18 protein-coding genes are annotated in these 26733 nt (G+C 57.4%); 9 read left to right on the forward strand and 9 right to left on the reverse strand.

Annotated elements, in window-relative coordinates:
• The first annotated feature begins 2 nt into the window (after positions 1-2).
• Complete coding sequence (locus tag ACQKEN_RS11185; RefSeq protein ID WP_237259869.1) at positions 3-341, forward strand: tryptophan synthase subunit beta; 339 nt, start codon at positions 3-5, stop codon at positions 339-341.
• An 833-nt stretch (positions 342-1174) separates the two neighbouring features.
• On the opposite strand, the gene ACQKEN_RS11190 is transcribed toward ACQKEN_RS11185, so the two are convergent.
• From ACQKEN_RS11190 to lapG, 3 genes are all read right to left on the reverse strand, one after another.
• The gene (locus tag ACQKEN_RS11190; protein ID WP_427685505.1) at positions 1175-1471 is read right to left on the reverse strand and encodes a YceK/YidQ family lipoprotein; all 297 of its coding nucleotides are present in this window, start codon (positions 1469-1471) and stop codon (positions 1175-1177) included.
• 1034 nt (positions 1472-2505) lie between these two features.
• On the reverse strand, positions 2506-4452 hold the full coding sequence (gene lapD / locus ACQKEN_RS11195) for a cyclic di-GMP receptor LapD (RefSeq protein WP_427685506.1): 1947 nt from the start codon (positions 4450-4452) through the stop codon (positions 2506-2508).
• A gap of 8 nt (positions 4453-4460) precedes the next feature.
• Positions 4461-5156 (reverse strand): cysteine protease LapG, encoded by a 696-nt coding sequence (gene lapG / locus ACQKEN_RS11200; protein WP_427685507.1) that lies wholly within the window; start codon positions 5154-5156, stop codon positions 4461-4463.
• A gap of 223 nt (positions 5157-5379) precedes the next feature.
• Here lapG and rfbC point away from each other — a divergent pair, with 223 nt between their 5' ends.
• The gene (gene rfbC, locus ACQKEN_RS11205) at positions 5380-5925 is read left to right on the forward strand and encodes a dTDP-4-dehydrorhamnose 3,5-epimerase (protein WP_427685508.1); all 546 of its coding nucleotides are present in this window, start codon (positions 5380-5382) and stop codon (positions 5923-5925) included.
• Positions 5926-6007: 82 nt separating this feature from the next.
• On the opposite strand, the gene rfbA is transcribed toward rfbC, so the two are convergent.
• Genes rfbA through rfbB form a run of 3 tightly spaced genes read right to left on the reverse strand, consistent with a single transcriptional unit; the run spans position 6008 to position 8873 of the window.
• Complete coding sequence (gene rfbA, locus ACQKEN_RS11210; protein WP_427685509.1) at positions 6008-6898, reverse strand: glucose-1-phosphate thymidylyltransferase RfbA; 891 nt, start codon at positions 6896-6898, stop codon at positions 6008-6010.
• Positions 6895-7800: a dTDP-4-dehydrorhamnose reductase gene (gene rfbD, locus ACQKEN_RS11215; RefSeq protein ID WP_427685510.1), complete on the reverse strand. Its 906-nt coding sequence runs from the start codon at positions 7798-7800 to the stop codon at positions 6895-6897. The genes rfbA and rfbD overlap by 4 nt, the downstream gene beginning before the upstream one ends.
• The gene (gene rfbB / locus ACQKEN_RS11220; RefSeq protein WP_427685511.1) at positions 7797-8873 is read right to left on the reverse strand and encodes a dTDP-glucose 4,6-dehydratase; all 1077 of its coding nucleotides are present in this window, start codon (positions 8871-8873) and stop codon (positions 7797-7799) included. Before rfbB ends, rfbD begins: the two co-directional genes overlap by 4 nt.
• Positions 8874-9167: 294 nt before the next feature.
• Between rfbB and ACQKEN_RS11225 the strand changes: the two genes are divergently transcribed.
• Positions 9168-10328, forward strand: coding sequence for a glycosyltransferase family 4 protein (locus ACQKEN_RS11225; protein ID WP_427685512.1), 1161 nt, complete (start codon positions 9168-9170; stop codon positions 10326-10328).
• Positions 10329-10339: 11 nt separating this feature from the next.
• On the opposite strand, the gene ACQKEN_RS11230 is transcribed toward ACQKEN_RS11225, so the two are convergent.
• Genes ACQKEN_RS11230 through ACQKEN_RS11240 form a run of 3 tightly spaced genes read right to left on the reverse strand, consistent with a single transcriptional unit; the run spans position 10340 to position 14857 of the window.
• Positions 10340-11752: a TolC family outer membrane protein gene (locus ACQKEN_RS11230; RefSeq protein WP_427685513.1), complete on the reverse strand. Its 1413-nt coding sequence runs from the start codon at positions 11750-11752 to the stop codon at positions 10340-10342.
• Positions 11749-13074 carry an HlyD family type I secretion periplasmic adaptor subunit gene (locus ACQKEN_RS11235; RefSeq protein WP_427685514.1) on the reverse strand — a complete coding sequence of 442 codons (1326 nt, stop codon included), beginning with the start codon at positions 13072-13074 and terminating at the stop codon, positions 11749-11751. The genes ACQKEN_RS11230 and ACQKEN_RS11235 overlap by 4 nt, the downstream gene beginning before the upstream one ends.
• A gap of 13 nt (positions 13075-13087) precedes the next feature.
• A complete protein-coding gene (locus ACQKEN_RS11240; protein WP_427685515.1) occupies positions 13088-14857 on the reverse strand; it encodes a type I secretion system permease/ATPase in 1770 nt (589 codons plus the stop codon).
• A 973-nt stretch (positions 14858-15830) separates the two neighbouring features.
• Between ACQKEN_RS11240 and ACQKEN_RS11245 the strand changes: the two genes are divergently transcribed.
• The 6 genes from ACQKEN_RS11245 (at position 15831) to ACQKEN_RS11270 (ending at position 26723) form a co-directional block, all read left to right on the forward strand.
• On the forward strand, positions 15831-16649 hold the full coding sequence (locus ACQKEN_RS11245) for a hypothetical protein (protein ID WP_427685565.1): 819 nt from the start codon (positions 15831-15833) through the stop codon (positions 16647-16649).
• A gap of 16 nt (positions 16650-16665) precedes the next feature.
• Positions 16666-18102 (forward strand): DUF4214 domain-containing protein, encoded by a 1437-nt coding sequence (locus ACQKEN_RS11250; protein ID WP_427685516.1) that lies wholly within the window; start codon positions 16666-16668, stop codon positions 18100-18102.
• 148 nt (positions 18103-18250) lie between these two features.
• On the forward strand, positions 18251-20731 hold the full coding sequence (locus ACQKEN_RS11255; RefSeq protein ID WP_427685517.1) for a glycosyltransferase family 2 protein: 2481 nt from the start codon (positions 18251-18253) through the stop codon (positions 20729-20731).
• Complete coding sequence (locus ACQKEN_RS11260; protein WP_427685518.1) at positions 20721-23117, forward strand: glycosyltransferase family 2 protein; 2397 nt, start codon at positions 20721-20723, stop codon at positions 23115-23117. Before ACQKEN_RS11255 ends, ACQKEN_RS11260 begins: the two co-directional genes overlap by 11 nt.
• Before the next feature lie 358 nt (positions 23118-23475).
• Complete coding sequence (locus ACQKEN_RS11265; RefSeq protein ID WP_427685519.1) at positions 23476-24345, forward strand: HAD family hydrolase; 870 nt, start codon at positions 23476-23478, stop codon at positions 24343-24345.
• Positions 24346-24383: 38 nt separating this feature from the next.
• Positions 24384-26723 carry a rhamnan synthesis F family protein gene (locus ACQKEN_RS11270; RefSeq protein WP_427685520.1) on the forward strand — a complete coding sequence of 780 codons (2340 nt, stop codon included), beginning with the start codon at positions 24384-24386 and terminating at the stop codon, positions 26721-26723.
• Positions 26724-26733 lie beyond the last annotated feature (10 nt).

Here is a 26733-nt window from a genome sequence, read left to right on the forward strand (position 1 = left end):
CCATGTTTTACGTTCAGCGCGATGCCGATGGAACGCTAGTTCGCGTGGAAGCAACGGCGTTCGCCGAAGCGAGCGAGCAACTGCCGCCCGATGACCATCAGGTGCAAGCCTGGTTTGCCAACGAAGTGGTCGAGAAAAGCCTGATCCAGCTCAAGTCCAGCGACATGGACATGATCCGGGTACTGGACGACTTGATTCAGGTCCTGACCAGCAAAGGCATCCTCAACATCACCGACCTCCCCTCCGCCGCACAGGCGAAACTGATGGATCGTACCCAGGCCCGGGAAACACTGGGCGGCCTGAGCGACCTGATCAATGATGATGAACAACGGCTGATCTGAAACGCCCCTTTCTGTAAACGCCTTCAGCAGCAACGCGCCTACCCGCCCCTGGGTAAGCCCGTGTTCGGGTGCGTGATGCAAAATCTATGGGAAATCAGAGGCCAGACGCGGCTGCCCGGTGAATGCAACGCGCTTGCCCGCGAATGCACCTTCCGACGCGCCGTCCTTCACGCCTGACACGAGGCCTATTGATCAAACCACACAAATGCGTAGGAGCCGGCTTGCTGGCGAACGCGTTCTGTCGGGACTGACCCACCGCAATCGCGAGCAAGCTCACTCCTACAATTTCTGCACCCGCATCCAAATCCGCGTCGAACGCAAATCCCCTGTAGGAGCGTGGCTTGTCCCGCGATCTGGCGCGCAGCGGCAGTAAACCCAGTGAATGCGGTGTGTCAGCCAGTACAGCGTCGCGAGGTTTTACGACTGCTGCGCAGCCGATCGCGGGACAAGGTGGAGCGCCACCCCGGCACCTCCTAGAACGCGCGGCGTCAGGTGCAAAATTCAGGTTCGCGGCAGATGCAAATCCGTAGGAGCCGGCTTGCTGGCGAACGCGTCCTGTCGGTTATAGAAAGGTGACTGACCCACCGCAATCGCGCGCAAGCTCACTCCCACAATTTCTGCACCCGCATCCAAATCCGCGTCGACCGCAAATCCCCTGTAGGAGCAATCGGAGGTTACGACGGTCGCGAAAGCGGTGTGCCAGATGACATCGAAGTCGTCTGGCACACCGCCTTCGCGGGAAAGCCTGCTCCTACAGGTAGTAGCGCGTCAGCGGGCATTTCACGCGATCTAGCGCGGAGCAAAGGCGCAGCCGACGCATTAAAGACGACCGATCAGTACTGCTTACGTCGGACCTTGATGTCGCCCTGCTGGTATTGCTGATACCCCGTATAGGGAAGCAGCACGGTATCGGCGACAGCGGAAAGGGCCATGTCCAATGCAATGGTGGGTGCAGACCAGTGTGGGCCGGAAACTGGCGGGGCGTTCAAGGTGCAGAACTGGTAAACCGCACCGCTGTAGGCACGGGGGATGGACTGGCAATTGGAGCTGTGTCGCGCCAATGTGTCCGCGGCCCCTTTCTCGTCGTTGAGGGTCTTGATGGTGCCGCACCCTGAGAGGGTTGCCATCATTAATAGTGCAGTCCATAGCTTCATAAGTGCGCTTCCATTGTTTGATTTGAAATAACGACGCGGGTCGCGTGTCGATGTAAACCCAAGCTTGACCACCCAACGCAATGGTGGACGACGCACCGCCGGCAGTCCGCGTTGGATCAGGCCCCTGTTGGTCGGCAATATACCCGAAAGGATGGCATGGATCGCGGTCTGCTTCTGCCCGCAGGGCTTAGGAGCGCGCTTGCCCGCGAATGCACTTTCCGACGCGCCGCACTCCACGCCAGACACCACGCCTATTGATCAACACACGCAAATCCGTAGGAGCCGGGTTGCTGGCGAACGCGTCCTGTCATCTGATAAGGAGGTGACTGACACACCGCATTCGCGGGCAAGCGCGCTCCTACACAGAGCGCGTCAGTTAGCATCATTGAGTTCACCGGCAGACGCATTGGATGACCACCCCCGCCGCTGTGAAATCGCAGGATGAAATGGGATGGACCGCGGTCTGCTTCTGCCCGAAGGGCGTAGGAGCGCGCTTGCCCGCGAAAGCGTTTTCCGGGGCGCCGCCCCCCACGCCTGACACCACGCCTATTGATCAACCCATGCAAATCCGTAGGAGCCGGCTTGCTGGCGAATGCGTTCTGTCAGTCGCTAAAGGGGTGACTGACACACCGCATTCGCGGGCAAGCGCGCTCCTACACAGAGCGCGTCAGCCAGCATCATTGAGTTCACCGGCAGACGCATTGGATGACCACCCCGCCGCTGTGGAATCGCAGGATGAAATGGAATGGACCGCGGTCCGCCTCTGCCCGAAGGGCGTAGGAGCGCGCTTGCCCGCGAATGCGCTTTCCGGGGCGCCGCCCCCCACGCCTGACACAACGCCTATTGATCAACCCACCCAAATCCGTAGGAGCCGGCTTGCTGGCGAACGCGTTCTATCAGTCGCTAAAGAGGTGACTGGCACACCGCATTTTCGCGGGCAAACGCGCTCCTACACAGAACGCGTCAGCCATCGATATTAAGTTAAAACAGCGGGCGCGTTCCTTCGTTCGTTACTTCCACGGCGCAGGATCCCCGAACAACTGCCCCTGTACCCCTTCAATCCCCATCTCGACGATCACCCGGTGTTCGCCTTCTGTCTCAACCCGCTCGGCAATCAGTGGGAGGTCGATACTGTGGGCCGCGCGCTGGACCGCTTCGATGAACAAGCGCTTATGGCTTTCCTGGTCAATGGTGCGGATGTAGCTGCCATCGATCTTCAAATACGCCAGCCCCAAATGAGCCAGGTTGCCGATCATGCTGAAACGTCCGCCGAAGCGTTGCAGCGCCAGGGAATAGCCGGCTTCTTGCAAACGTCGGGTCAACTTCTCCAGCACCGCTTGCTCCGGCACCTGCTCCTCGCCGATCTCGAAGGTCAGGCGCGCGCCGAGTTTCGGGTGCTGGCGCAGGGCGTTGAACACTTCATTCAGCGCGGACGCATCGTTGAGCGTGGCCGCCGACAGGTTCAGCGCCAAGCGCTCATTGTGCGTACCCAGATGCCTCAGTACCTGCTGCAGCATCAGCATATCCAGCCGGCTCGACCAACCGAACCGCTCCAGCCACGGCAGAAAGCGGCCGGCCGGAATCGTCTCGCCGTCAGCATCGACCAGCCGTGACAGCACCTTGTAATGCATCACGGTCGACCCATCGCCCGACGTGACCACTGGCTGAAAGAACAGCTGAAAACGCCCGTGCTCTAACGCATGATCCAGCGTCCTGTGCCACGCATGCTGGTCTTCACCCAGATCGCCAATCGCGCCACGCTCGATGCAATACCAGGACTGCTCGCCGCCGCTTTCCGCCTGGGACAGCGCCTGATCGGCCAGCCCCAGCAAGGTCAGCGAGGCATCGCCCGGGCTGTACGGCGCCAGCCCCATGTGGGCGACGGGTGAGACATCGGAAGCGCCGGTGGCTTCCAGACTCTGCAGCGCTGCGTCGAGATTCTGCACCAGTTGCACGGCTTCATCGTGAACCATACCCGGCGCCAGCACGGCGAACTCCCCGCCACGGCTGCGGCTGATGAGGTTGCGGGTTTCAGGATACTTCTCACAGTGACGCACCAACTGCTCCGCCACCGCCACCAGCAAGGCATCGGTGCGCTTGCCACCCAGACGCTGGTTCAAGCCAGCCAGGTCGTTGACGCGCAACATCATCAAATACCCCGCACGGCCGTCTTCCAGATGACTGACGTGGGCGTTGAGCTGCATGTCGAAATAACGGCGGTTGGACAGCCCGGTCAGGCTGTCCTGATACGACTCGATGCGCAGCTTCTCACTGCGCTCGGTGCTTTCCTGAAACAGCGCCTTGAGCTTCTCGACCATCTGGTTCATCGCCTGCACCACCCGGCGCAGCTCCGGCGTGCGCGGCAGTTCGGGCAACACCAAGAACTCACGACGGCCAATCGCCTGGGACTGCGCGACCATGTAGTCCAGCGGCTTCAACTGCCGGCGCAACAACATCGCGCCGAGAATCGCACTGACTACGCCGCACACCAGCAACCAGCCAAGGCTGCCCAGCGCGCTCTGCCACAGCTTGGCCAGCGCGAACATCGGATGGCTCACCACCTCGACCCGCGCCGTCTGCTGCCAGCCACGGCTGACAATTGCCTCGCCGCCCGCCGGCTCAAGCCCGATGGCGTTGATGAACCACTGCGGCACACCCTGATTGTCCGGCGTCGCACTGCGCTCGACGATGGCGTCGCCACTGGCCAGATCCACCACGCGGATGCTCGCGTAATAACCGCTGTCGAAGATCGACGCCACCATCAGCTCGACCATCGCCGGGTCGTCGATATTGGACGTCAGCGACAGCGCCAGCGAGGTCGCGGCGTCCTGGGCGTGGGAGCGCAACTGATTGACGTACTGCGCCCGCGAGCTTTCCAGGCTGACGACAAAACTCCCCGCAAAGGCAACCACCAGAAACAGACAGATCGCGATCAACAGCTGTTTGAACAGAGACATCAGTACTCCTAATTCTCGGGCTCGGTGGGGAAGCCTTCTGCAGACATTTTTTTCAGCACGTCCTGCCACCGGGACAGACGTTTGGTGTCGCTCACTTTCTTGTTGCCCTGCGCGCCCGGCAGCCACAGTCCTTCAGCGTTGAAGGCATACACCGGCAACAGGTCCGTTCGTTGGCTGGCGGGTTTGATGTCGTCGATCAGGCTGTCAAGCACCAGCGGCATGGCGTTGGGGCTCGAGTAATAGGTCAGCACCATGTGCGCGCGGTTCAGGCGCAGCGCCTTGACGTACGTAATCAGCAGCTTCTCGCTGGGTACCCCCAGGCGCCGAAGGCTGAAATACTTGGCGATCGCATAATCCTCACAATCCCCCGCACCCTTGATCAGCGACTCGACCGGCGTCGCCCAATAATCGACCTCGTGCCACAGGTCGATGTCTTCGGCGTAGCGCATCTGCTTGTTGAAGAACAGATTCACGACGTTGAGCTTGTCCATCTCGCTGACTTGCTTCTCGGTCGCCAGCAAGTTCTGCCAGGCATCGATGCGCTGCTTGCCCGCGCCCAACGGTCCGTACAGCGCTTCGGCGCGGCGGCTGATCAGGGAAAAATCCCAATCCGCGTTCAGATAGCCGACACACGCCGTGCACGTCAGTGCAAGCGCCAGAAGCATCCATAATCCGGGGCGCTTTTGAGCCGGGCGTGTCGCCAATTTGTCTCGTCCATCAGGCAATGGATAACGGAAAGCGATGGTGAGGGGTTGGGGGAGGAAACGCAATGGCGCGGTGAGATCATGACGACCTCAGGACCGGTCTGTATCAAGCCGACCAGCCACGCTGATTGAGCACAACATCCTGGCCGATGACGACCGCACTCAGCGGGGTTAAAGTGTGCCGCTTGTTCTATTCGCCGTTCTTATGAGAGATAAAGAAACCATGCACGCGACCCCACTCGCCATCCCCGATGTGATGGTTTTTGAGCCCAAGGTGTTTGGCGACGAACGTGGATTTTTCTTCGAGAGTTTCAATCACAAAGTTTTCGAAGAGGTACTCGGACGCCAAGTCAGTTTCGTTCAGGACAACCATTCACGCTCAGCCAAGGGCGTGCTTCGCGGGCTGCACTATCAAGTCAAGCAGCCTCAGGGCAAGCTGGTGCGTGTGATCAGTGGTGAGGTGTTCGACGTCGCGGTCGACTTGCGCAGGCGTTCTCCTACCTTTGGCCAGTGGGTGGGTATTCACCTGAGCGCAGAGAACAAGAAGCAGCTATGGATTCCGGAAGGGTTCGCCCATGGGTTTGTGGTGCTGTCCGAAGTAGCGGAGTTCGTTTACAAAACCACCGACTACTGGGCGCCTGAGCATGAGCGCAGCCTCGCCTGGAACGACCCGACAGTAGCGATTGACTGGCCGCTGGACCGTGCACCGAGTCTCTCGGGCAAAGATCAGCAAGCGGTCAGTCTCACTGCCGCCGACGTATTCGAATAAAGGCTAGCGCGAACGCGCCGTCAGACCTGTCTCCACGAGTGGGCTACCCCTTGGCCGCCCACACGTAAGCGATGCCGTTACCCTAACGCGGCTGACCGTCCAGCAGACCGCGCAGGTACTGGCCGTAGCCAGTCTTCTTCAACTTCTCGGCCTGTGCCGCCAGAACATCGGCGGAAATCCAGCCGTTGGCGTAACCGATCTCTTCCAAACACGCCACTTTCCAGCCTTGGCGCTGTTCGATGGTGTGAACGAAGTGGCTGGCCTCAAGCAGCGACTCATGAGTGCCAGTGTCGAGCCAGGCAAAGCCGCGCCCCAACATCTGCACGGTCAGGCTTTTCTGCTCAAGGTAAGCGCGGTTCACGTCAGTGATTTCAAGCTCGCCGCGCTCGGAAGGCTTGATGCTTTTGGCGATCTCGACGACCTGATTATCGTAGAAGTACAAGCCGGTCACTGCATAGCTGGACTTCGGTTGGGCTGGCTTTTCTTCGATACTCAAGGCACGGCCGCTCTTGTCGAACTCGACCACACCGAAACGCTCGGGATCGTTAACGTGATAACCGAACACGGTGGCGCCTTCGGTCTGCTCGCACGCAGCGCGCAGATTGTCCGAGAAGTGCTGGCCGTAGAAGATGTTGTCGCCCAGGATCAGACAGCAAGGGTCTTTGCCGATGAACGTTTCGCCGATGATAAAGGCTTGTGCCAGGCCATCCGGGCTCGGTTGCTCGGCGTAGGTCAGCTCGATGCCATACTGACTGCCGTCGCCCAGCAATTTGCGGAAGCTGGGCAAGTCTTCTGGCGTGGAGATGATCAGTATCTCGCGCATCCCGGCCAGCATCAGTACCGACAGCGGGTAAAAAATCATCGGTTTGTCGTAGATTGGCAGCATTTGCTTGGATACGCCCAAGGTCAGCGGGTGCAGACGCGTTCCCGAACCGCCAGCCAGAATGATTCCCTTACGATTAGTTGTGTTCATTTGTTAAGAGCTTCCATAAGCATGCGGGTTACACCACTTTGCCAATCCGGCAAGTGCAGGGATAAGGCGTTGCGAAGCTTGTCCGTTGAAAGACGTGAGTTCAGCGGACGGCTAGCGGGGGTCGGGTATTGCGTGGTCGGAATGGGATTGATCGTCTCGACAGCAAGCACTTCGCCATTGGCGCGCGCGAAGTCGATGACATAGCTGGCGTAGGCGTGCCACGACGTTTCACCTGTCGGCGCCAGGTGGTAAATGCCAAACAGCTCGGGACGTACCAAGGCTTGCTGCACCGCCGCAACGGCGACGTCCGCCAGCAAATCGGCGCCTGTTGGCACACCGATCTGATCGGCAATCACGTTCAGCGACGGCCGATCTTTGGCCAGTCTCAGCATGGTCTTGGCGAAATTATTGCCGCGCGCCGCATAAACCCAGCTGGTGCGGAATATCAGGTGCTTGCAGCCAGAGGAAGCAATAAGCTGCTCGCCCTCCAGCTTGGTGGCGCCGTAGTAATTGACCGGCGCGACGGTGTCGGTTTCTTTCCACGGTGTCGTGCCGCTGCCGTCGAACACGTAATCGGTTGAATAATGTACAAGCAGCGCGTCGAGTCGCTTCGCCTCTTCGGCCATCACCTGACTCGCCAGCGAATTGATCGTATGGGCCTGCTCGCGCTCGGTCTCGGCTTTGTCCACTGCCGTATAAGCAGCGGCATTGACGATGATCCGGGGAGCAACGCTGCGGATGGCTTCCCGCAGACCGGCGAGGTCTGACAAATCGCCTACCAGCGTGCCGTAGGGAGTGGCGGCCGGATGGCGATCAAGCGCAACCACCTCACCCAACACGCTCAACGCGCGTTGCAACTCCCAACCGACCTGTCCGTTTTTACCCAGCAGAAGAATCTTCATGCCTTGTCAGCACGCGCAGCGTAATTCTTATCGATCCACTGCTGGTAGCTGCCGCTTTTGACGTGCTCCACCCACTCAGGATTGTCCAAGTACCACTGCACCGTTTTGCGGATGCCCGACTCGAAGGTTTCCTCTGGAACCCAGCCCAGCTCGCGCTGGATTTTGCTGGCATCGATCGCGTAACGCAGGTCGTGGCCCGGACGGTCCTGAACGTAGGTCAGCAGATCGATATGAGGACGGAATGCTGAATCAGGGCGCAGTTCGTCAAGTAATGTGCAAACGGTGCGCACAACTTCGATGTTCTGCTTCTCGTTGTGCCCGCCGATGTTGTAGGTCTCGCCTACTTCCCCTTCGGTGACCACTTTGTAGAGCGCACGGGCGTGATCTCCAACGAACAGCCAGTCACGAACCTGGTCGCCCTTGCCATAGATGGGCAGCGGTTTGCCTTCCAGTGCATTCAGAATGACCAGAGGAATCAGCTTTTCCGGGAAGTGGAATGGCCCGTAGTTGTTCGAGCAATTGGTGACCAATGTAGGCAGGCCGTAGGTGCGAGCCCAGGCGCGAACGAGATGGTCGGAGCTGGCCTTGCTGGCCGAGTACGGCGAGCTTGGTTGATACGGCGTGGTTTCGGTGAAGAGGTCTTCCGGCCCTTCGAGGTCGCCGTACACTTCGTCGGTCGAAATGTGGTGGAAACGGAAACCCGCCTTTCGGGTGTCTTCCAGCGACGACCAGTAGTTGCGCGCCGCTTCCAGCAGCACGTAGGTGCCGATGATGTTGGTCTGGATGAACTCGGACGGGCCGCTAATGGAGCGATCAACGTGGGACTCTGCTGCCAGATGCATCACGGCGTCCGGTTGATGTGCGTGGAATACGCGGTCAAGGTCTTCGCGGTTGCAGATATCGACGTGCTCGAAAGCATAGCGCTCGTTCTGGTCAAGGGCCTGAAGCGACTCGAGGTTGCCCGCATAGGTCAGCTTGTCGACATTGACGACCGAATCGGTGGTGTTGGCAATAATGTGCCGTACGACAGCAGAGCCTATAAAGCCTGCGCCGCCAGTAACTAAAATCTTCACGCGAGTTATCTACCTTGATCGATCCGCAACGCCCTCGTGGCGCCGCGTGAGGTTGTGGCATAGACACTCCCGCGTTAGTCGGGATGAATCCTGAATCCGAACAATGTCGCTCCTTGCCAAGCGACGCAGAATACAAGCTCTTACGCATCATTTACAGGTTGGACGTATCAAGCGTTGCCGTTCAACAGTGCATGCCAGACGATCTGGCATTTGCGACAAATGCTTAGAGGGCGAACGCGTGGTAGTCTCGCGAACTTATTTTTTGTGACTCACCGGGTTGGTTTGGAAACGCGTATGGATATTGGTTTGAGCTGCACCGTCTGGGCAATGTGTGAACGTGCCGGTCATCTCGATGGGATCGGCGTGTACACCCGCTCTTTGTGGCAGGCGATGGAAGCGCTCAAACAAAGCGAAGACCCGAGCATCACCGTCAAACCCTACGCGTTCGGCCGCAATCTCCCTGAACTGGCGTGCGGCGTACCCAAGACACTCTCGACTGATTTCCGCATTCAGGTGCTGGCGAGCGGTTTGCTCAGCCTGCCGCTGCCCAACTCCTCCGCCATCGCTCGCGATGTCGACATCGTCCACGCCTCCGATCACCAGATCCCGCGCATCAGCGGCGTGCCCGTCATTGCCACGGTGATGGACGCGATTCCGCTGATCCATCCCGAGTGGATCAGACAGAACCTCAAAACCCTCAAGGGTTGGCTGTTCGCGCGAAGCGTTCACAGCGCCGATCACCTGATCACCATCTCCGAACACAGCAAGCAGGATCTGGTCACGCACATGGGGATTGCCCCCGAGAAAATCAGCGTGACGCCCCTGGGCGTGGACCCGGTCTACTTCGAGCGCATTCCCCTCGAAACCCGCGACGCTGTTCTGGACAAACACCAACTCAAACCCGGTTTCTTCCTGTTCATCGGCACGCTGCAGCCGCGCAAGAATCTGCCGAAGGTGCTGGAGGCGTTCAATGCGCTGCCAGAGCCGGTGCGCAAACAGCACCCGCTCATCGTGGTGGGACGTGACGGCTGGGCCAACGAAGACCTGATTCCGCAGCTCAAGGCGCTGGAAGCAAAGGGCGAAGGGCGCTGGCTCAGTTACCTGCCGCAGTCCGACGTGTTCGCACTGCTCCAGAGCGCCAGCGCATTGGTGTTTGCGTCTTTGTACGAAGGGTTTGGCTTGCCGGTGATCGAAGCATTCGCGGCGCAGTGCCCGGTCATTGCGTCGAACACCACGTCCCTGCCGGAAGTCACCGGCAATGCCGCCTGGGCGGTCGACCCGCTGGATGCTGCAAGCATTTCGGCGGCCATGCTCGACGTCTTGAGCAACGATGCGCTCAGAACCGAGCGAGTTGAAATAGGGCTGGAACGCGCCCGTCAGTTTACTTGGGAGGAATGCGCGCGACAGACCCTGGCGGTGTACCGCAAAGTGTTGGCGGCACACCCCAAGGCGTAAGCGGCTGAAGGCTACTTAGGGGTAACTTTGGTGTTACTGGGGGCTGAATTATTCAAGTCCTTTAGCGCTTCCGAATCATCGCCGCCCAGCCAGACGTTCACGCTGGCAACGCTCTCTTGCGACAGCTTGCCGGCCCAGCGATTCAGGATGAACAGATTGGTGATGAAGTCGTACTGCGATTTCAGCAGATCGCTGCGCGCCTTGAATTCGTTCTGCACAGCGGTCAGCACGTCGACGGCGTTAACCACACCATAGGTAAACGCCTTCTGCGCCGCGATGCTCGACTGTTTGGCCGAGGACAACGCGTTCTGCCCCGCGCGGATCTTGTCCACGGCAGACTGGGCCGTCAGATACGCGTTGGTGGTTTCCTTCACCACTTGCCGGCGAACCCCTTCAAGATCCTGCTCGGCCGCATATTGCTCGTCATACAGCCCACGCACTCGTGCTGAGGTCGAGCCGCCGCTGTAGATCGGCACTTTCAGGCCAATGGTTGCGACGTAGCTGTCGCTTCGAGGGGTCAGCGTGTTGTCGTAACCGACGTCACTCTGTTGAGCGCCCAAGTTCAGGCTCAGAGAAGGGTAGTGACCGCCCTTCCCCTCACGAACCGCTGCATCGGCCGCCGCCAGGTTGCTTTCATAGGCTTTCAGGCGGGGGTTGCTGTCGAGCGCTTGGGCGATCCAGGCATCAAGCGGCAGCGTAGGTGCCTGCAGCGCGATGTCGTTCCGGATCCGGCTCAAGCGCTCGTTGATCGGGCGACCGACAATTTCCGACAATCCTTCCCGTGAAAGACGCACCTGATTGCGCGCTTCGATCTCTTGGGCCAGCAATGAGTCGACCCGCGCTTTGAGATCCAGCATGTCGGTGATCTTGGCCATCTGCTTGGCGTACATGGCGTTGACACGATCGAGACTGCCCTGAGTGGCGCGCCGCTCGGCCGAGACCAGCTCCAGCGCATCATCGGCAGCGAGCGCCGCGAAGTATCGCTTGGCCAGATCCACCGTTGCTTCGGCCTGGGAGTCCTCGGACTGCGACGCCTTCTGCAATGTGACGCTCTTGGCCTTCTGATAACGCTCCCACGCTTCCTTGTTGTAGATGAACTGGCTGAGGTTCAGCCCATAACTTTTGTTGTCGTAGATTTCCCGCGACTCAGCGTCTTTGCGCAAGATCCTGTTGAAGTTGCTGTCCACCGACACCTGGGGCAACAACCCGCCAAACGCTTCGCGCTCCTGCTGTTCGGCAGAGCGCGCGTGGGCATAGGCCGACAGAATGCGCGGGTCTTCAAGCCGCGACTCTTTGTACAGCGTCATCAGATCAAGGGAATAGGTAGAAGCGCTGACCTGTTGCGGGGCTACAGGCTGTGCGGCATGAGCGTTGAGTGCGAGCAAACCAAAAAGCAAACCGGGAAGAAAACGTACCACTGTCATTCCTCGATCATCGACTTGGCGAACATGTTGCGCGCAGGCTTGAGCAGGTATTGCAGCATCGTGCGTTCGCCGGCATTGATCAGCACTTCCGCCGGCATGCCCGGCTGCAACTTGCGATCGCCCAGGCGCTTCAGACCTTCATCGGTGATTTTCACCCGCACAAGGTAATAGCCCTCGCCTGATTTTTCGTCAGTGAGACGGTCCGCCGAGATTCGCGTGACCTCCCCCTGAATCACCGGAGTGGTAGCGCTATTGAAGGCGCTGAAGCGCACGTCCGTGAGTTTGCCAAGGGTGATGCGGTCGATGTCATTCGTCGAGACGTGCGCTTCAACTACCAGGTCCGAAGACTCCGGCACGATGTCCAGCAACGGTGTTCCCGCGCTGACGACACCGCCGATGGTGTGCACTTTCATGTCCAGCACCATGCCGTCTTCCGGCGCGCGGATGACGATGCGCGACAGCCTGTCCTTGAGCGCGCTGGCCTTCTCCTGCAAGTCGAAGACCTGCGCCTGCACGTCACTCAAGTCCTTGGCGACATCGGAGCTGAATTTCTGGTTGGTCTGGACAATCTGCATTTCGGTTTCGTTGATCTGCAGACGCGTCTTGGTGATGGTCGACTGGTGGTCGGCGACCTCAGACTTGAGCATGTCCAGCTTGCGCTCCTGCTCAAGCAGACGCTGGTTGTCGACGAAGCCCTGGCGCAGCAGATCCTTAAGCTCGGTGATCTCGCGGGTATAGGATTTCTCGAGATTGACCTTGGTGCCGATCATGTCGTTGAGGCCAATGATTTGCTGCTTCAACTGGCCGATGCGCTCTTGCTGCACCGAGATCTCGCCCAGACGCGCGTCATGCCGCGACCTGAAGACCTGGGCTTCACCATCAATGGCCTCGCGGGCACGATCGCTTTCAACGCCATCGATCTTCAACGCCGGGATAGCGGGCAGATTGTCACGTTCAGCGCGAAGACGGGCCTCTTTGGCGCGAGCCGTGATGAGCTGGTTACGGGTGGATTCGTATTCGGAACTGAGTTGGCCATCGTCAAGGATGATCAACGGATCGCCCTTGTGCACGGTGTCGCCATCACGGGCGCGCAGCTCTTTTACGATCCCGCCTTCCAGATGCTGAACGGTTTTGCGGTAGCTCTGTACGGTGACAACGCCGGTGCCGTAGACCGCGTTGCCCAGCGGAGCAAAAGCTGCCCACGTGCCGAACAAACCAAAGGTCACCAGGACAATCGTCATCCCGACCCGGCGGATGCCGCGGTCGGAAGTCGGCATATCATCAGACGGCTCGTCGAGCACGGTAATCGCGTTACTGGTCATTCAAGAATTCCTTTCAGGCGCTGGGCTGAATTGCGCCGGTCGCAGCTGGAGCTGGAGCAACACGAGGCGGGGTTTGACCCTGCGTCTGGGCTTGAGCTTTGGCCTGTTGCTGAGCCAGTTCGGCGATCACTTGATCACGCGGGCCATACATCGTCATCGCGCCGCTGTTCAGGACCATGATCCGGTCCAGCCGCGAAAGGACATTGGGGCGATGCGAAATAATGAACACCGTCGCGCCGGTCTCTTTCATCTTCTGCAGTGCCACGCCCAATGCACGCTCACCGACCTCATCGAGGTTGGAGTTGGGCTCATCCAGCACGATCAACCGAGGGTTGCCATATACCGCACGCGCCAGACCAATGCGCTGCCGCTGGCCGCCGGACAGGTTGACGCCTTCGCTGCCGATCACGGTGTCGTAGCCGTCCGGCAATTGCAGGATCATTTCATGGACGCCGGCAATGCGTGCTGCCACCACGGTTTTCTCGGGATCGACCTTGGTGAAGCGAGCGATGTTATCGCTGATGCTGCCTTCGAACAGCTCGATGTCCTGCGGGAGGTAACCCAGATGCGGACCCAGCTTTTGCTTGTCCCAAGTACTGATGTCGGCGCCATCGAGCCTGACCACACCGTGCTGTGGCGGCCAGATGCCGAGCAACGCACGCGCCAGCGTCGACTTGCCTGCCGCGCTCGGTCCGACGATACCGACGATACTGCCCGCGGGCGTCACGAAACTGATGTTCCTGATCACCGCCGCTTTCGCACCGGGTGGCGCCACAACGAGGTTTTCGACCTGCAGATGCCCTTCCGGATCAGGGAGAGACATGCGCTCCGGCTCGGCGTTGAGCTTGTCCAGCGTGTCGTTCAAGCGCTGGTACTGCACGCGAGCAGCGACAAAGCCTTTCCAGCTGCCGATCATCAGATCGATAGGTGCGAGTGCACGGCCTAGCAAAAGAGAGCCGGCCATCATCAAGCCCGGGTTAATTTCGTGAGTGATCACCAGGTACGCGCCCGCCGCCAGCATCATCGACTGAGCCCAGTTGCGGAACGTCTTGGAAATGGACGTGATGACGCCACTCTTGTCGCTGGCATCGGACTGCAAAACCAAAACGCGCCGCTGACGAACAGCCCATTTGCCCATCAGCGTATCGAGCATGCCCATGGACTCTATGACTTCAGCGTTGCGCAGACTTTTGGTGGTGTGCAGGTTGGCAGTGAGGCTTTGCTTGTTGGCTTCTGTCAGCGCCTTGCCGGTGTAGCGGTGATTGAGGTAAGCCAATACCACCAGAACAACGGCCGCAATGACCGTCATCCATCCAAACCAGGGGTGGAACAGAAACATCACGGCGGTGTAGGCCGGAAGCCACGGCGCATCGAAAAACGCAAACAACCCGTTACCGGTCAGAAATTGCCGCAGCGAGGTCAGGTCATTGAGCGACTGCGCCGAGGCGTCCATACCACCGCTGTTCAACGCCTTCTTGAAGCTCGCGCGGTATACGTCGCGACTGAGCAGGACATCCAGCCGATTACTGATGCGCACCATGATGCGCGACCTCACCCATTCGAGGGAGCCCATCGTGATCATCAGGATGGTAAGAATCAGGGTAAGCATGATCAGCGTGGAGGTGCTGCTACTGGGCACCACCCGACCTGAAATCTGAATCATGTAAAAGGTGGGAACCAGCATTAACGTGTTGACGAAAAAACTGAAGAACCCGACGGAGAGGAAGCTTCCGCGACAAGCCTTGAGCGCTGCTTGCAGGTTGTTTTCGTGTGAACGACTCATAGAATCCATTACTGATGAGAAAAAGGCTAAAACGCCCGAGAGTGTACCAGCGACAGATCAGACAGACAGCATTAAGAGGCCATCAACGACTGCCGGGGTGAGCCATTCAGATTAAGTTTTCTTAATGTTTCAATACTGGACAATTCAACAGCTCCGGTGCAGTGCGTACCATTCAGAAAGTTCATAAATTTGATACTCAGCCGGATGACAGGTCATGAATATGAGGGAGTAATGTTGCAGGCATTACTCACATCCCGCCACTACCGTTGCTCGATTTACCCCAAGTCGGCAACCCTCGATTTTCAGGCAGCATCAAGGCTGGGGGAGTAGCCGCAAACGAATCGAGTGAGCAGATCAACCACCTTTGCAGGCCTACCCCTGGGAATTTATCGAACGGATGGGCCAGCCGTCTCCACGCATACAGCGTCCAACATTACCCCGAAAAATTCATCAGCCTAACCGTCGCGCCCCTCAAATGCCCCGGCTAGAGCTGTCAAAATCTCCACGCCTCTCAAACGCGCGCCCTGAAAATCTTCCACGCAGCTACAACACTGCGACCCGCCGATTCCTTGCGCAGCCTCTCTTGCAAAGCGCTGCCAGCGTCGTGTCGTGGCAGCCGTTGCTCTCAAGAAGATGATCATCCTGCCGACACACACATAACCCGAACGCATCGGACCAACGGTTCCCACAAACGGATGAATCCATATCACTATGCTCCGCACTCGTTTCGCACTGACAACCAGGAAGATTCCTACATTCCGAATTGACATTTCTGAGGGATCGATTAACCTCGCTCTTCGGCAGATGCCACCAGTGCGCCACTAAGTTACGCAGTACGATTGCAGCGTTGATGGACCAATTTTGTTGCTATCAACGGCTGTGAGCTCGGGATAAGAAGGAAACTTATTGAGTGCAGTCGCAAACATTAGATGGCTTGAAGATCAGTTCCCGCGTCACATTGCTTGAACCGGGAATGTATATCTTCCGTTACGCCTCACAGTCCTCCGCAGACAAGCCCGTCTGCATTGCGTTGCAGCAAGCTCCGCTTGGCAAAGGCGCCATCGATTTCTTCCCGGCTGAAGGCATCAGCAAGAACATGCTGGGCAAGCTGGGCGACACCATTGTGGCCCGGGTCAAGGGCGGCATCGCGACAGTCCTGATTACCGAATATCACATGTTCGATGAAAGCATTGATCCCATCGATCTGCGCATCGACCGTATCGACACGTCCCCCGCCATCATGCGCGACTACAGCGTGATCAGCGCTGCTGAGCCCAGTCCGGCCATAACCTCGAATACGGCGCCTGCATCGTTGACATTGATTGCCCACTTTCAGGGAATCGGTGATGTTCAGTCCCATGAGGGCTGGGCGGGCATGCATGACAGCACAAAGCGCCTCGAAGGCTTCGAAGTCATCTGGAATGACAAGCCCGTGGGTGTCGACCTGGTTTACACCTCTACAGTTTCAGGCTCAGGCCCGAGTTCGAACGTGCCTGCGGGGACCTTCACCGGCACGCGCGGCAAACGCCTTGGCTTGGTGTCGGCAGGCTTCAGCCTCGTCGGCCCGAACCGGCATCTATACGAATTATCTGGCCACATCGTGTTCAGCGGCTCCTCGCCGCGATCCATTGTGCCCAATCAGATGATGCATGGCCCCACCGGCACCGAGCCGTTGGTGGCGCTGCACATCTGCATTACACCCGTAACGAAGACGAACGCTGCCCGCTATAAGTCTCCGTGGGAAAACTCTGCATTGACGCAGAAACTCAGTAATACAAGCCAGATGGCTTGAAGTAACAGGACTTCCCATGCAATACGACAGCCCGGTTTCAGCAGCAAATATCCAAGCATTCCTGGACGCTCCGGCGTTCTCCGATACAACAGCGGCCACCATCAGCAGCTTGCTGAGCCTGGACACCGCTCAGACTGTCAACGTTGGCACTTGGGACGGCGTTAACGCTCCTCAGGTACCGGCTGGTCAGACTGCAGACGTTGTAGTAGCCAACATCGCAGGCGTACAGGGTGATCTGGTTGTTCTGGACGTCCCGGCTTCGTTGAGCTCGGCCAAAGCGTTCGTGTTCCAGAGCGACGCCAACCTGTCCGTGACCATCGATGCCCCAGCCGTTGCTGAGACTGCATCCCTTGCTCGCGCCTTTGCTGCTGCAGATGCTTCTACAGCTATCGCACTGGCCGTTACCACCGGCAATGGCGATGACATCGTCAATGTCAAAGGCGACCAGAACACCTACATCGACGCTGGCGATGGCAACGACACCATCACCACTGGCAACGGCAACAACACCGTTGTGGCTGGCGCTGGCAATAACGTCATCACCACTGGTACCGGCAACGACACCATCGTATTGAGCGGCGTTAACCACACTGACATCGTCAACGCTGGCGGCGGTTACGACGTTGTTCAACTGGACGGCACTGTTGCGGATTACACCGTAACTGCTGGCAATAACAACAACGTAACTTTGGCATCTGCAGCACTTAACCTTGGCCAGACTGCAGCAATCACTGATGCAGAGTTCCTGAACTTCGCTGATGGCACCACCATCGCACTGGCACACAGCGACGCTGAAGCTGCTGCACTGCGCCTGTACGAAGGCATCCTGGGTCGCGACGCTGATCAAGCTGGCGCTCAAGCGTTCACTGGTCTGGTAGAAGCCGGCACTTCGCTGACCGACATCGCTAACCAGTTCCTGAACTCTGCCGAATTCGGCGGTGCTCAGACCACAGATCAGATCGACAACCTGTACACCACCCTGTTGGGTCGTGCTGCTGATACTGCCGGTTCCGAGAGCTGGGTTTCCGTACTGGCAAACGGCGGTACTCTGGCTGATGTAGCTGCTGGCATTGCTGGCTCTGCTGAAGCACAGGAACTGGATCAGTCGAACGGCACCTTCGTTCGTGATCTGTACACCAACGTGTTGGGTCGCACTGCTGATGACGCTGGCCTGGACGCTTGGGTATCGCAACTGTTCAACGGCACCAGCCGTGGTGAAGTTGCTGCAGGCATCGTTGGTTCGGCCGAAGCTTCTGCCAAAACCGACGGCGCGTTCATCGACGCTCTGTACCAGACCGCTACCGGTCGTGCAGCTGACGACGCTGGCAAGGCTGGCTGGACCGAAGTCCTGGCTAACGGCGGCACTCACGCTGACGTCGCCATCGGCATCGTTGGTTCTGCAGAAGCAATCGCACACAACGACAACGTTGTAGTACTGCACGGCGCAGTCTAACTAGCCCTGTAGTAGCGATGGATACTCCCGGCCGCAAGGCCGGGTAGTGTGCAAAAAAAGGGGCGACTTTCGGGTCGCCCCTCTTTTATTTTTTAAGTGATAACGCCAGCTTATGTCCAGACCACCTGACCGTGTGCAAGAAACGCTCATGGACATTTTTCACCGTCATCGCCAGGCCGATGAGTGTGTACTCGCCGCTGCAGCACTTGAGCGCGCATTGCAGACGCCCGAATACTACCCAGAGGCTTGCATCTGGAAAGGTATCGATGCGCTGCCCCTGGACCCCAAGCTTGCATTTGTTTTTTTAAGCAACGCCGCCCATGCCTTTCCCTCACGCGCTGATGTCCAGGCTTTGCTCGGTCGCAGCATTCTCGCGCAAGGGCAACCTGCGCTGGCCAGCCGCTTTCTGAGTGGTGCCTGGCAAAAACTCCCTGATGAATCTGCACTGCGAATGATGCTCTGGCAGTCACGCAGTCAAAGTGAACCCCCTGAGAAACTCAGGCGCCTGATATTCGCGCAATTGCCAGACATCACCGCGCCAGCTGAACTGTCTTTCGTACTTAAACTGTTGGCGGCTCAGAAAGAGCTGACGGGCTGCGTCGGGGTGGTGAGTTACCTGGCTGACCAGCAGGAGATCCAGGGTTGGGCGGTCAATCTGCATGACCTGCAAAATCCTGTTCGGCTCCTGCTGGAGGCGAACGGGCATCAGATTGAAATGGTCGCCAACTCGCCCAGTGCCGTCCTCGCTGCCGCCGGTCTGCCAATAGCCCATGGCGGCGTGCGCATTAAAGTGCCTAACGCCATGGCAGCCGTAAATGTCCGCTTCGCCACAGGCGAAGCGCTGCAAGGCAGTCCGGTGTATGCGATGCCTGTTTTCAGCCCTCCACCGGCCTCAGCCACTGTGGGCGAGAAGCAGCCAGTGGACGTGCTGATTCCAGTATTTGACGGACTAGAAGAAACACTGGCGTGCATTCAAAGCGCAATCGACGCCCGCAAGTCGAACCGCACGCCTCATCGTCTTGTGGTGATCGAGGACATGACCCCGGTAGCGGCGCTGCGCAAAGCGCTCAAGGTCCTGGCAGCCAAGGGCAAGATCATCCTCGTTCAAAATCCGGTGAATCTGGGCTTCATTCGCAGCATGAACCGAGCGATGGCTCTGAGCCCCAGGCAGGACGTCGTCTGGTTGAACGCCGACGCGCGGGTTCACGGCAACTGGCTTGATCGCTTGCGTGACGTCGCCTACAGCGACACGTCGATTGCCTCAGTGACGCCTTTTACCAACAACGGAGAGCTGATGAGCTTTCCCGAGAGTCGCTTTAGCCACCCGATGCCCAGTGCGCTCGAACAGACCCGGCTGGATGATCTGGCTCGGCTTGCCAACAGCCCGGCGATGGAAATCGAGACCGGATGCGGCTTTTGTCTGTATATCAAGCGCGCAGCCATCGACGAAGTCGGCTACCTCGATGAAGTGGGCCTGTCACGAGGTTACGGAGAGGAAACCGACTGGTGCATGCGTGCACGGGCTCTGGGCTGGCGCCACATGGGCGCGCCGTCCGTGTTTGTCGCGCATCAGGGCGGAATCTCCTTCGGTGAAGAGAAGACCCTGCGCGTCGCGCACAACAACGCAATCCTCAGGCGGCGCTACCCGGACGCCTCTGCCCGGTTTGACGATTTTTGCCTGCGTGATCCCATCAAGCCTGCACGCCAGGCGCTGCAGCGCGCGCGTCTTGACGACGTGGCGGCGCAGATAGCGGAAAGCCCTCTGCGCAGCTGGCCCGAGCCTGGACTCAAGCAACTGCACATAGGGAAATCGAGCGCATTCGACGCCCCGCTCAGCATGACGTGGCGCTACCAGAACTCGCGCACGATAGTGACGCTGCAAGCGCAAATGAAGCCGCTGCTATTCAGCCTTGAATACGAACTGCCCGCACAAACCGAGCACCTGTTCAACGATCTGGCCAAGTTGGCAGTAGACGAATTGATCTTTCAGAATCTCGCGGGCGGACCTGATTGGCTATGCACCTTGCCTGCCCGGCTAGACAAATCGTACCGGGTTGTCTGCCGCGATGACGCACTGTTGCGCCATGCAAGCGTCGAGAGTTGGGCCACATTTGCGGTTCAGGCAAACAGCATTCATCTGCCGTGGCAGGCACTGCGGTCGCATTACGCCAGTGCGTTCCCCGGTGCCAGACTGGCCGTTGAATCAAGACAACACGTTCAACGCGTACATGTATCCCACCCTTCGTGCTTACTGATTGGCGATGCGCTGCATGATCAAGACATCGGCAATGAGTGGCTGGCACTCGCCAAACGCATCCGCCGCGACCAGCTCCCGATCAAATTGCTGATCCATGTCGACAGCCCTTGGCGTAAATCGCTGCTGACCTCTGGCGTGGTTCATGCACTGCCCCTGCTGTTCGGCCTGACACTCGAAGACTGCGTGCAGCTTGCAGGTTGCGAAGGCGTGCTCAGCCTGGACACAAACCCTGGCGCCGATTGGACCGCCCCTGACCTCGCTGACTCGCTTGGCGTTGGACTTTACGCGGTCCCGAGCGCGCTCGCCGTGGAGGCAGGAGCATTGCCCGTAAATCATTTACCCCTTACCCGAGCCGAGTCTGATGTCTCTTGAAGTTTTAACCACCCTCGCGCTCAGCGATCCAACACAGCCTGACGCCCCGATCCAAGGCGCGATTGTCGGACTGTATGGCGACGTGCTTCAAGGCTGGGCGCTTGACAGCACGCGGCCGGAACAGACGCTGGTCGTGGAGATTCTTGTCGACGGCGCCTGCGTCGCACTCGCCCGCGCTGATCAGTTTTACCCTGACGCGATTGCCGGCGATGACTTCCACGGGTTCACCGTGCAGCTCAGGCAGGGATGGATGGACGAAGCACGGCACATCAGCGCCCGGGTCGCGAATACCGATCACAGCCTGGCGGGCGACATAAATCTCCCTGCTGCACCCAATAAAGCGCCGCTGCCTGTTGCCACGCAAGTCTGGCACAGCGGCGGTCTGCGCCTGGGTGGCTGGGCCTGGGATCCTGACGCACCGCAACGTCACGTTCAGGTGATTGCGCGCGAGAACGATCGCGTGTTGGCGCAGATTTCTTGCGAGGAACACCACCAGGCACTGGTTTACCGGGCCACCAGCAACCACGGTTTTACCCTCGACCTCCCATGGGAACTGGCCGATGGCAAGCCCCACGTGCTTCACATCGAAAACGACCTCGGCCATCCGCTATCCGGGAGCCCGATACACCTGTGCTGCTGGCCGGAGGGTCTTGAAGGCCTGCTGAGAAATCACGAGCAACAGAGTCCGGATAAAAAGACCCTGGCATTGCTCAGCGAGGTCGCCAAGGATCATGGAATGCGCCTGCCGAAAAGTGCAGGCTTTCACCACTACCCTCAGTGGTTCGAGGCATTCCAGCGCGACGTTCCCCCGTCAGATGGATCGGTAGGCGTCAAGATCGGCGTGCTGCTGATCGCAGAAAGTGACAATGCCTCTGACGGATCAATCGCCAGAGGCCTGAACGTCCAAGGCTCACAGCCTTTTCATATCGTAGAGACGCAAAGTGCTGACGTGCTGTCTGCGTTGAAAGAACTGCTTGAGACCGGTTGCGAAGCCATTGTCCCGATCAAGGCCGGCGACCACTTGGCCAGTTTCGCGCTGGATCACTTGAGCCAATTGCTTAGTGACGGAGCTGCGTGGGGTTATGGTGACTGCGACCGCGACGGGCCACAGGGTGAGCGCTCCCTTCCGTGGCTGAAGCCCGTGTGGGACATCGATCTGTTCATCGGCGCAGACATTTTCACGCCTGGGGCGATCTTCAGCGCCACAATCGTCAATGAAGCGCTGACTCTCCTGACAGCTTCCGACCTGTCGCATTCGATCAGTTGGGACCATCTGATCGCCGGCGTCGCGCTGGCCACAGAGAAGCTGAACGCTCGTGTTGTCCATTTGCCCCACGTGGTTTATCACCGGGATCACCTGACGCCGGCGAGCCCGGAACAGGCTTCGCCGTCAGATGCTCGTCAGCACGCCATTGCCTGGCTTTGCGACGCGTTGACGCCAGGGTCAACGGTGAGCGCAGTTCCTCGGTTTCCAGCCTTGCTGCGTGCACACTGGCCACTTCCGTCCACCCTCCCCCGCGTCAGCCTGATCGTCCCGACTCGGGATCAGGTCGGTCTGCTGAGGACGTGTATTGAAGGCCTGCTGAATAACACGGATTACCCCGACCTCGAAATCATCGTGGTCGACAACCAGTCAAGCGATCCGGAGACGCTCACTTATCTGAGTGAGCTGCCGAAGCGTGGCGTGCAAGTGCTGCCGCATCCGTTTCCGTTCAACTACTCGACGATCAACAACCGGGCAGTCGAACACGCGACGGGAGACATCATTGGCCTGGTGAACAACGACATCGAAATCATAGAACCCGGCTGGTTGAAGGAAATGCTCAGCCAGCTGTTGCGTGAAAAGGTCGGCGCCGTGGGCGCGAAACTTCTGTGGCCCAACCGCATGGTGCAGCATGGCGGCGTTGTAGTGGGCATCAATGGCTTGGCAGCGCACACAGGTAACAACCTGGAAGAACATGATGCCGGGTATCTCGCGACGAACCAGATCACCCGTCGTCAGAGCGCAGTGACCGCAGCTTGCCTGTTGGTGCGCAGATCTGTTTTTGATGAAGTTGGTGGCCTGGACGAAGATGCGTTTCCCGTTGCCTTCAACGATGTCGACTTTTGCCTTCGCGTTCAGGCAACCGATCGGACCGTGATCTGGACTGCTTTTGCCAAGTTGATTCATGCTGAATCGGCGAGCCGCGGGAAGGACATCAGCGCTGAGAAGCGAGCCCGGGCGCAGCGGGAACAGCAGGGTTTTATTGAGCGGTGGTCGCTGGATGGGCAGGTTGATCCGCATTATCACCCGGGGTTGAGTAACGACTACCTGAGTGGATGTTATGGGGGGCTGGCTATGCCTCCTAAATATGTTGCCATGCGAACCGGCTCACAGACAGGATGATTACCTTCTTAATGAATGATCAGCAAAAATCCTGGTATTGGCGGAACGATAGCCGGGATGTTGATAGCGTGAAACCTCAGCCGCTTTTAACATCTTTCACGCATGGACCGCTCCAAGCATTCAAAGCCAGCGGATACGCTGGCGTCTATCAATCAAGCGTTCATGGCAGAGCAATAGCGAAAATATGAGAAGTTCCTATCAAGCGCTATACGAGTTTGGCTACAGTTTTTTATCACCGATGCTCAATCACTACACTCGACGACTGATTGACAGATCCAATGATCATAGAGTGGTGTGCCTTGCAAGAGAGGGCTGGGTCTTTTACAAGCTGATCAAACATCTCCAAGACTGTGACCTGATGGATCTGCAGCACGAACCGTTGTATCTGAAGGTATCAAGAACCGTGCTATTTCGCAGCCAGCTTGGCAGTGAGCTCGGATGGAAGTTAGGGCTGACAAATAAATTTGAAGGCACCGTTCTGGATTTAATGATTAAACGCTTCGGGCTCAAGCTTTATGAAGCCTACAGCGCCCTGCCGGCAGAATTGCTCGGTTTCGACCTGAAATTGCCCGAGGATGCTGAAAAGGTCAAAAGCTGGCTAAATCCACACAGCTTAAGGCTCGCTGAGGTGGTCGCCCCCACCAGACTTGCGCTGGAAGGCTACTTGGTCAACGTCGGCCTTACCGACGGCCCCAAGCCGCTTATGCTTGACCTCGGTTATGCAGGAACCATACAAAAAATCCTCACAGAGATGATCGGAAGGGACACCTCGGGTTTATATTTTATTGCCACGGACGCGGGCGACACGAAAGTCGAAGATCACATTGCCTCCATGTCTGGGGTGTTCAGAGAGAACACCAAATGGCAAGAAGGCTATGTGATGCTGGAGAAATCCTTACTGCTGGAAAGCCTGATGACTGCGCCGCACGGAAGCGTAGTGGACCTACGTATCAGAACGGACGGCGATATCGACTTCTTTTATGGCAGAACTGCGGCCCCTCAACGCTTTTACCAAGATTTGGACGCTGTGCTGGAAGGCGCCATAAAAGGGGTCGAGGAGAGTCTGAGATTTAACGTTGAGTATTCGATTGAGGAAATTGAGTCTATGTACGCTGCTTTTGCCACGCCGCCCAGCGCGATACCGAGGGCTGTCAGGCATCTGTTTAGCATTGACGATGACTTTTCGGGCGGTGGGGAGATAAATCCTATGTTGCTTTTTGGGCTATAGATTTCTGAACTTACCGGCACATCCAGCGAATACTCAATATGAAAACCAAACATAAGCTCCAAGAAAAGAAACTTAAGACCCTGACAGCGATCATTAACGCCTGTGGGGCGTTCGACAAGATATTCTATAGGTCTCAGCTGAATGGCGCCGCCAAAAAGCACAGCGATCCAATAGCGCACTATCTCAAGGAAGGGTGGAAAATCGGATTTAATCCACACCCCTGCTTTGACACAGATTATTACCTAAAAACCAACGAAGACGTTCAGAAACTGAACGTGCACCCATTTTTGCATTTTATTATATTTGGTCATCTAGAAGATCGCAGCACCAGTGAGAACTTCAACCTCACTGACTACCGCAGACTTCATCCAGAAGTGCAATTTGACAAGATCAATCCGCTTAAGCACTTCACCCTGAACTATGGCCAAACAAAGCCCACGAGTATAAAGCGGCCGGTGTCCACGCCTGAGTTCGCCACACTTCCAGAAGCGTGCGATCTCGACGACGCTCACCTGCTCGAACAGGCTCAGCAGGCAGGGCTTTTCAATTTCGAGTGGTACAGGGAAATGTATGGCGCTCACTTCCTTACGCCACTTTCGGCATTTAAAGATTACCTGCATAAGTCTAGATTTTCTCCGGTTAATCCGTCACCTAGCTTCGACAATGAAACTTATCATCGAATGTACTCAGACGTATACCATGCTCAGATGAGTCCTTTGACTCACTACCTGCTGTGTGGAGAAGCTGAAGGGAGGGAATATCAGCCCGCGCACATCAAATGGCAACCCGGGAGTACTGTGGAATGTACGACACAGCTAACGGGAAAAGCGAAAAAGTTGAAAATCGCAATCTGCCTTCATATTTTCTATGAGGATTACATCGAGCGATTCGCCCGAGCACTCGACAACTTCCCAATGCCGGTAGATGTGCTGGTAACGGTATCAAGCGCTAGTTTTGAGGCCGCTGTCAAAAAGCAATTTTCATCTCATCCGGCAGTCAAGGATTTGAAGATACGGCCCGTGCCGAACAAAGGAAGAAATTTTGGTCCGCTGCTCGTCGAGTATGGAGACCAGTTAGCAAAGTACGATCTTTTCTGCCATCTACACTCGAAAAAATCCTTGTACTCAGGCCGTGAGCAAAATCAGTGGGCGGAGTACTTAACCGAGTACCTACTCCGCGACGCCTCTGTCACTACCAGGCTGTTGAATACATTCGCCGAAGACAGCACTATAGGGCTCTACTACCCGACTACGTTCTGGATGATGCCATCTTGGGTCAACCATGTGACGATGAATAAAGGTTTCATGAGTGAATGGCTTGAAAAGTTTGAAATCAAAACTAAGACCAGTGATTTTCTAGCCTACCCAGCTGGAGGGATGTTCTGGGCGAGGCCTAGCGCCGTTGGTAAATTGCTCGACCTTAAACTGACTTACGATGACTTCCCATCGGAGCCATTACCTAACGACGGCTCATCTTTGCACGCACTTGAACGGGTCATAGGAACACTTGTCGAGGCAAACGGCCAGCGGCAGTTATTTTACTACCCTGCCTCGGACACTTTCACCACAGACCAGTCATTCATTACGATGAATTACCACAATGCACTGCAGTCTGTACAGAACGACCTTAAGACATATAGTCACATTAGCTTCGATGCGTTTGACACGTTGATGAGACGGAAGTACACCGTGTCCGACCATGCCAAGTTAAAACTTGGAAAAGAGCTTACGCAGGCAGGCCTGGTCAGCAGCGCCCACGAGTTTGTCACTCTGAGAAATAAGGCGGAATTCACGCTGCGTCAGAGAATGAGCTTTCAAGGCGATGTAAAAATCAGCGGAATTTACTCTGAAATCGCCACAGTGTTGGACATTGACGAAGCGTACGCCGATAGGCTCATGCGACGGGAGTTCGAACTCGACCTGGATTTGATCCAATCCAAAAACGAGATGGTCGATATCTTCAACGGCCTAGGAGCTGCCGGCCATATACTCTGGGTCATCTCGGACTCTTATTACACAGGCGCTCAAGTGAGCCTTATGTTGCGAAAAGCTGGAATCGCCGCACCCTATCGCCTTCTAGTCTCCAGCGAAGAGCAAAAGCGTAAAGATAACGGCAGCATGTGGCACATGATCAAAGCAGACTTGCAGAACGAAGGCATCACAAACCATGTGCATGTAGGCGACAACGTAGTCGCGGATTCTCAGATTCCCGGGGACCTCGGCTTGTCAACTATTCACATCCTCCATCCTATGGATAAGTGGCGAGCGCTAGGATTCGCGGACGTCCTCAGTGGTGAGTCGGCTTTAGATGAGGGACATATTCATAAGTGGGGCGCCTTAGTAAGCGGTGTTGGCCGTATTCCGTTTTTGGGCGAGTAACACGCTTGGC

Origin of the sequence: Pseudomonas sp. NPDC078416, from assembly GCF_050268485.1 — a bacterium.
Taxonomy (GTDB): Bacteria; Pseudomonadota; Gammaproteobacteria; order Pseudomonadales; family Pseudomonadaceae; genus Aquipseudomonas.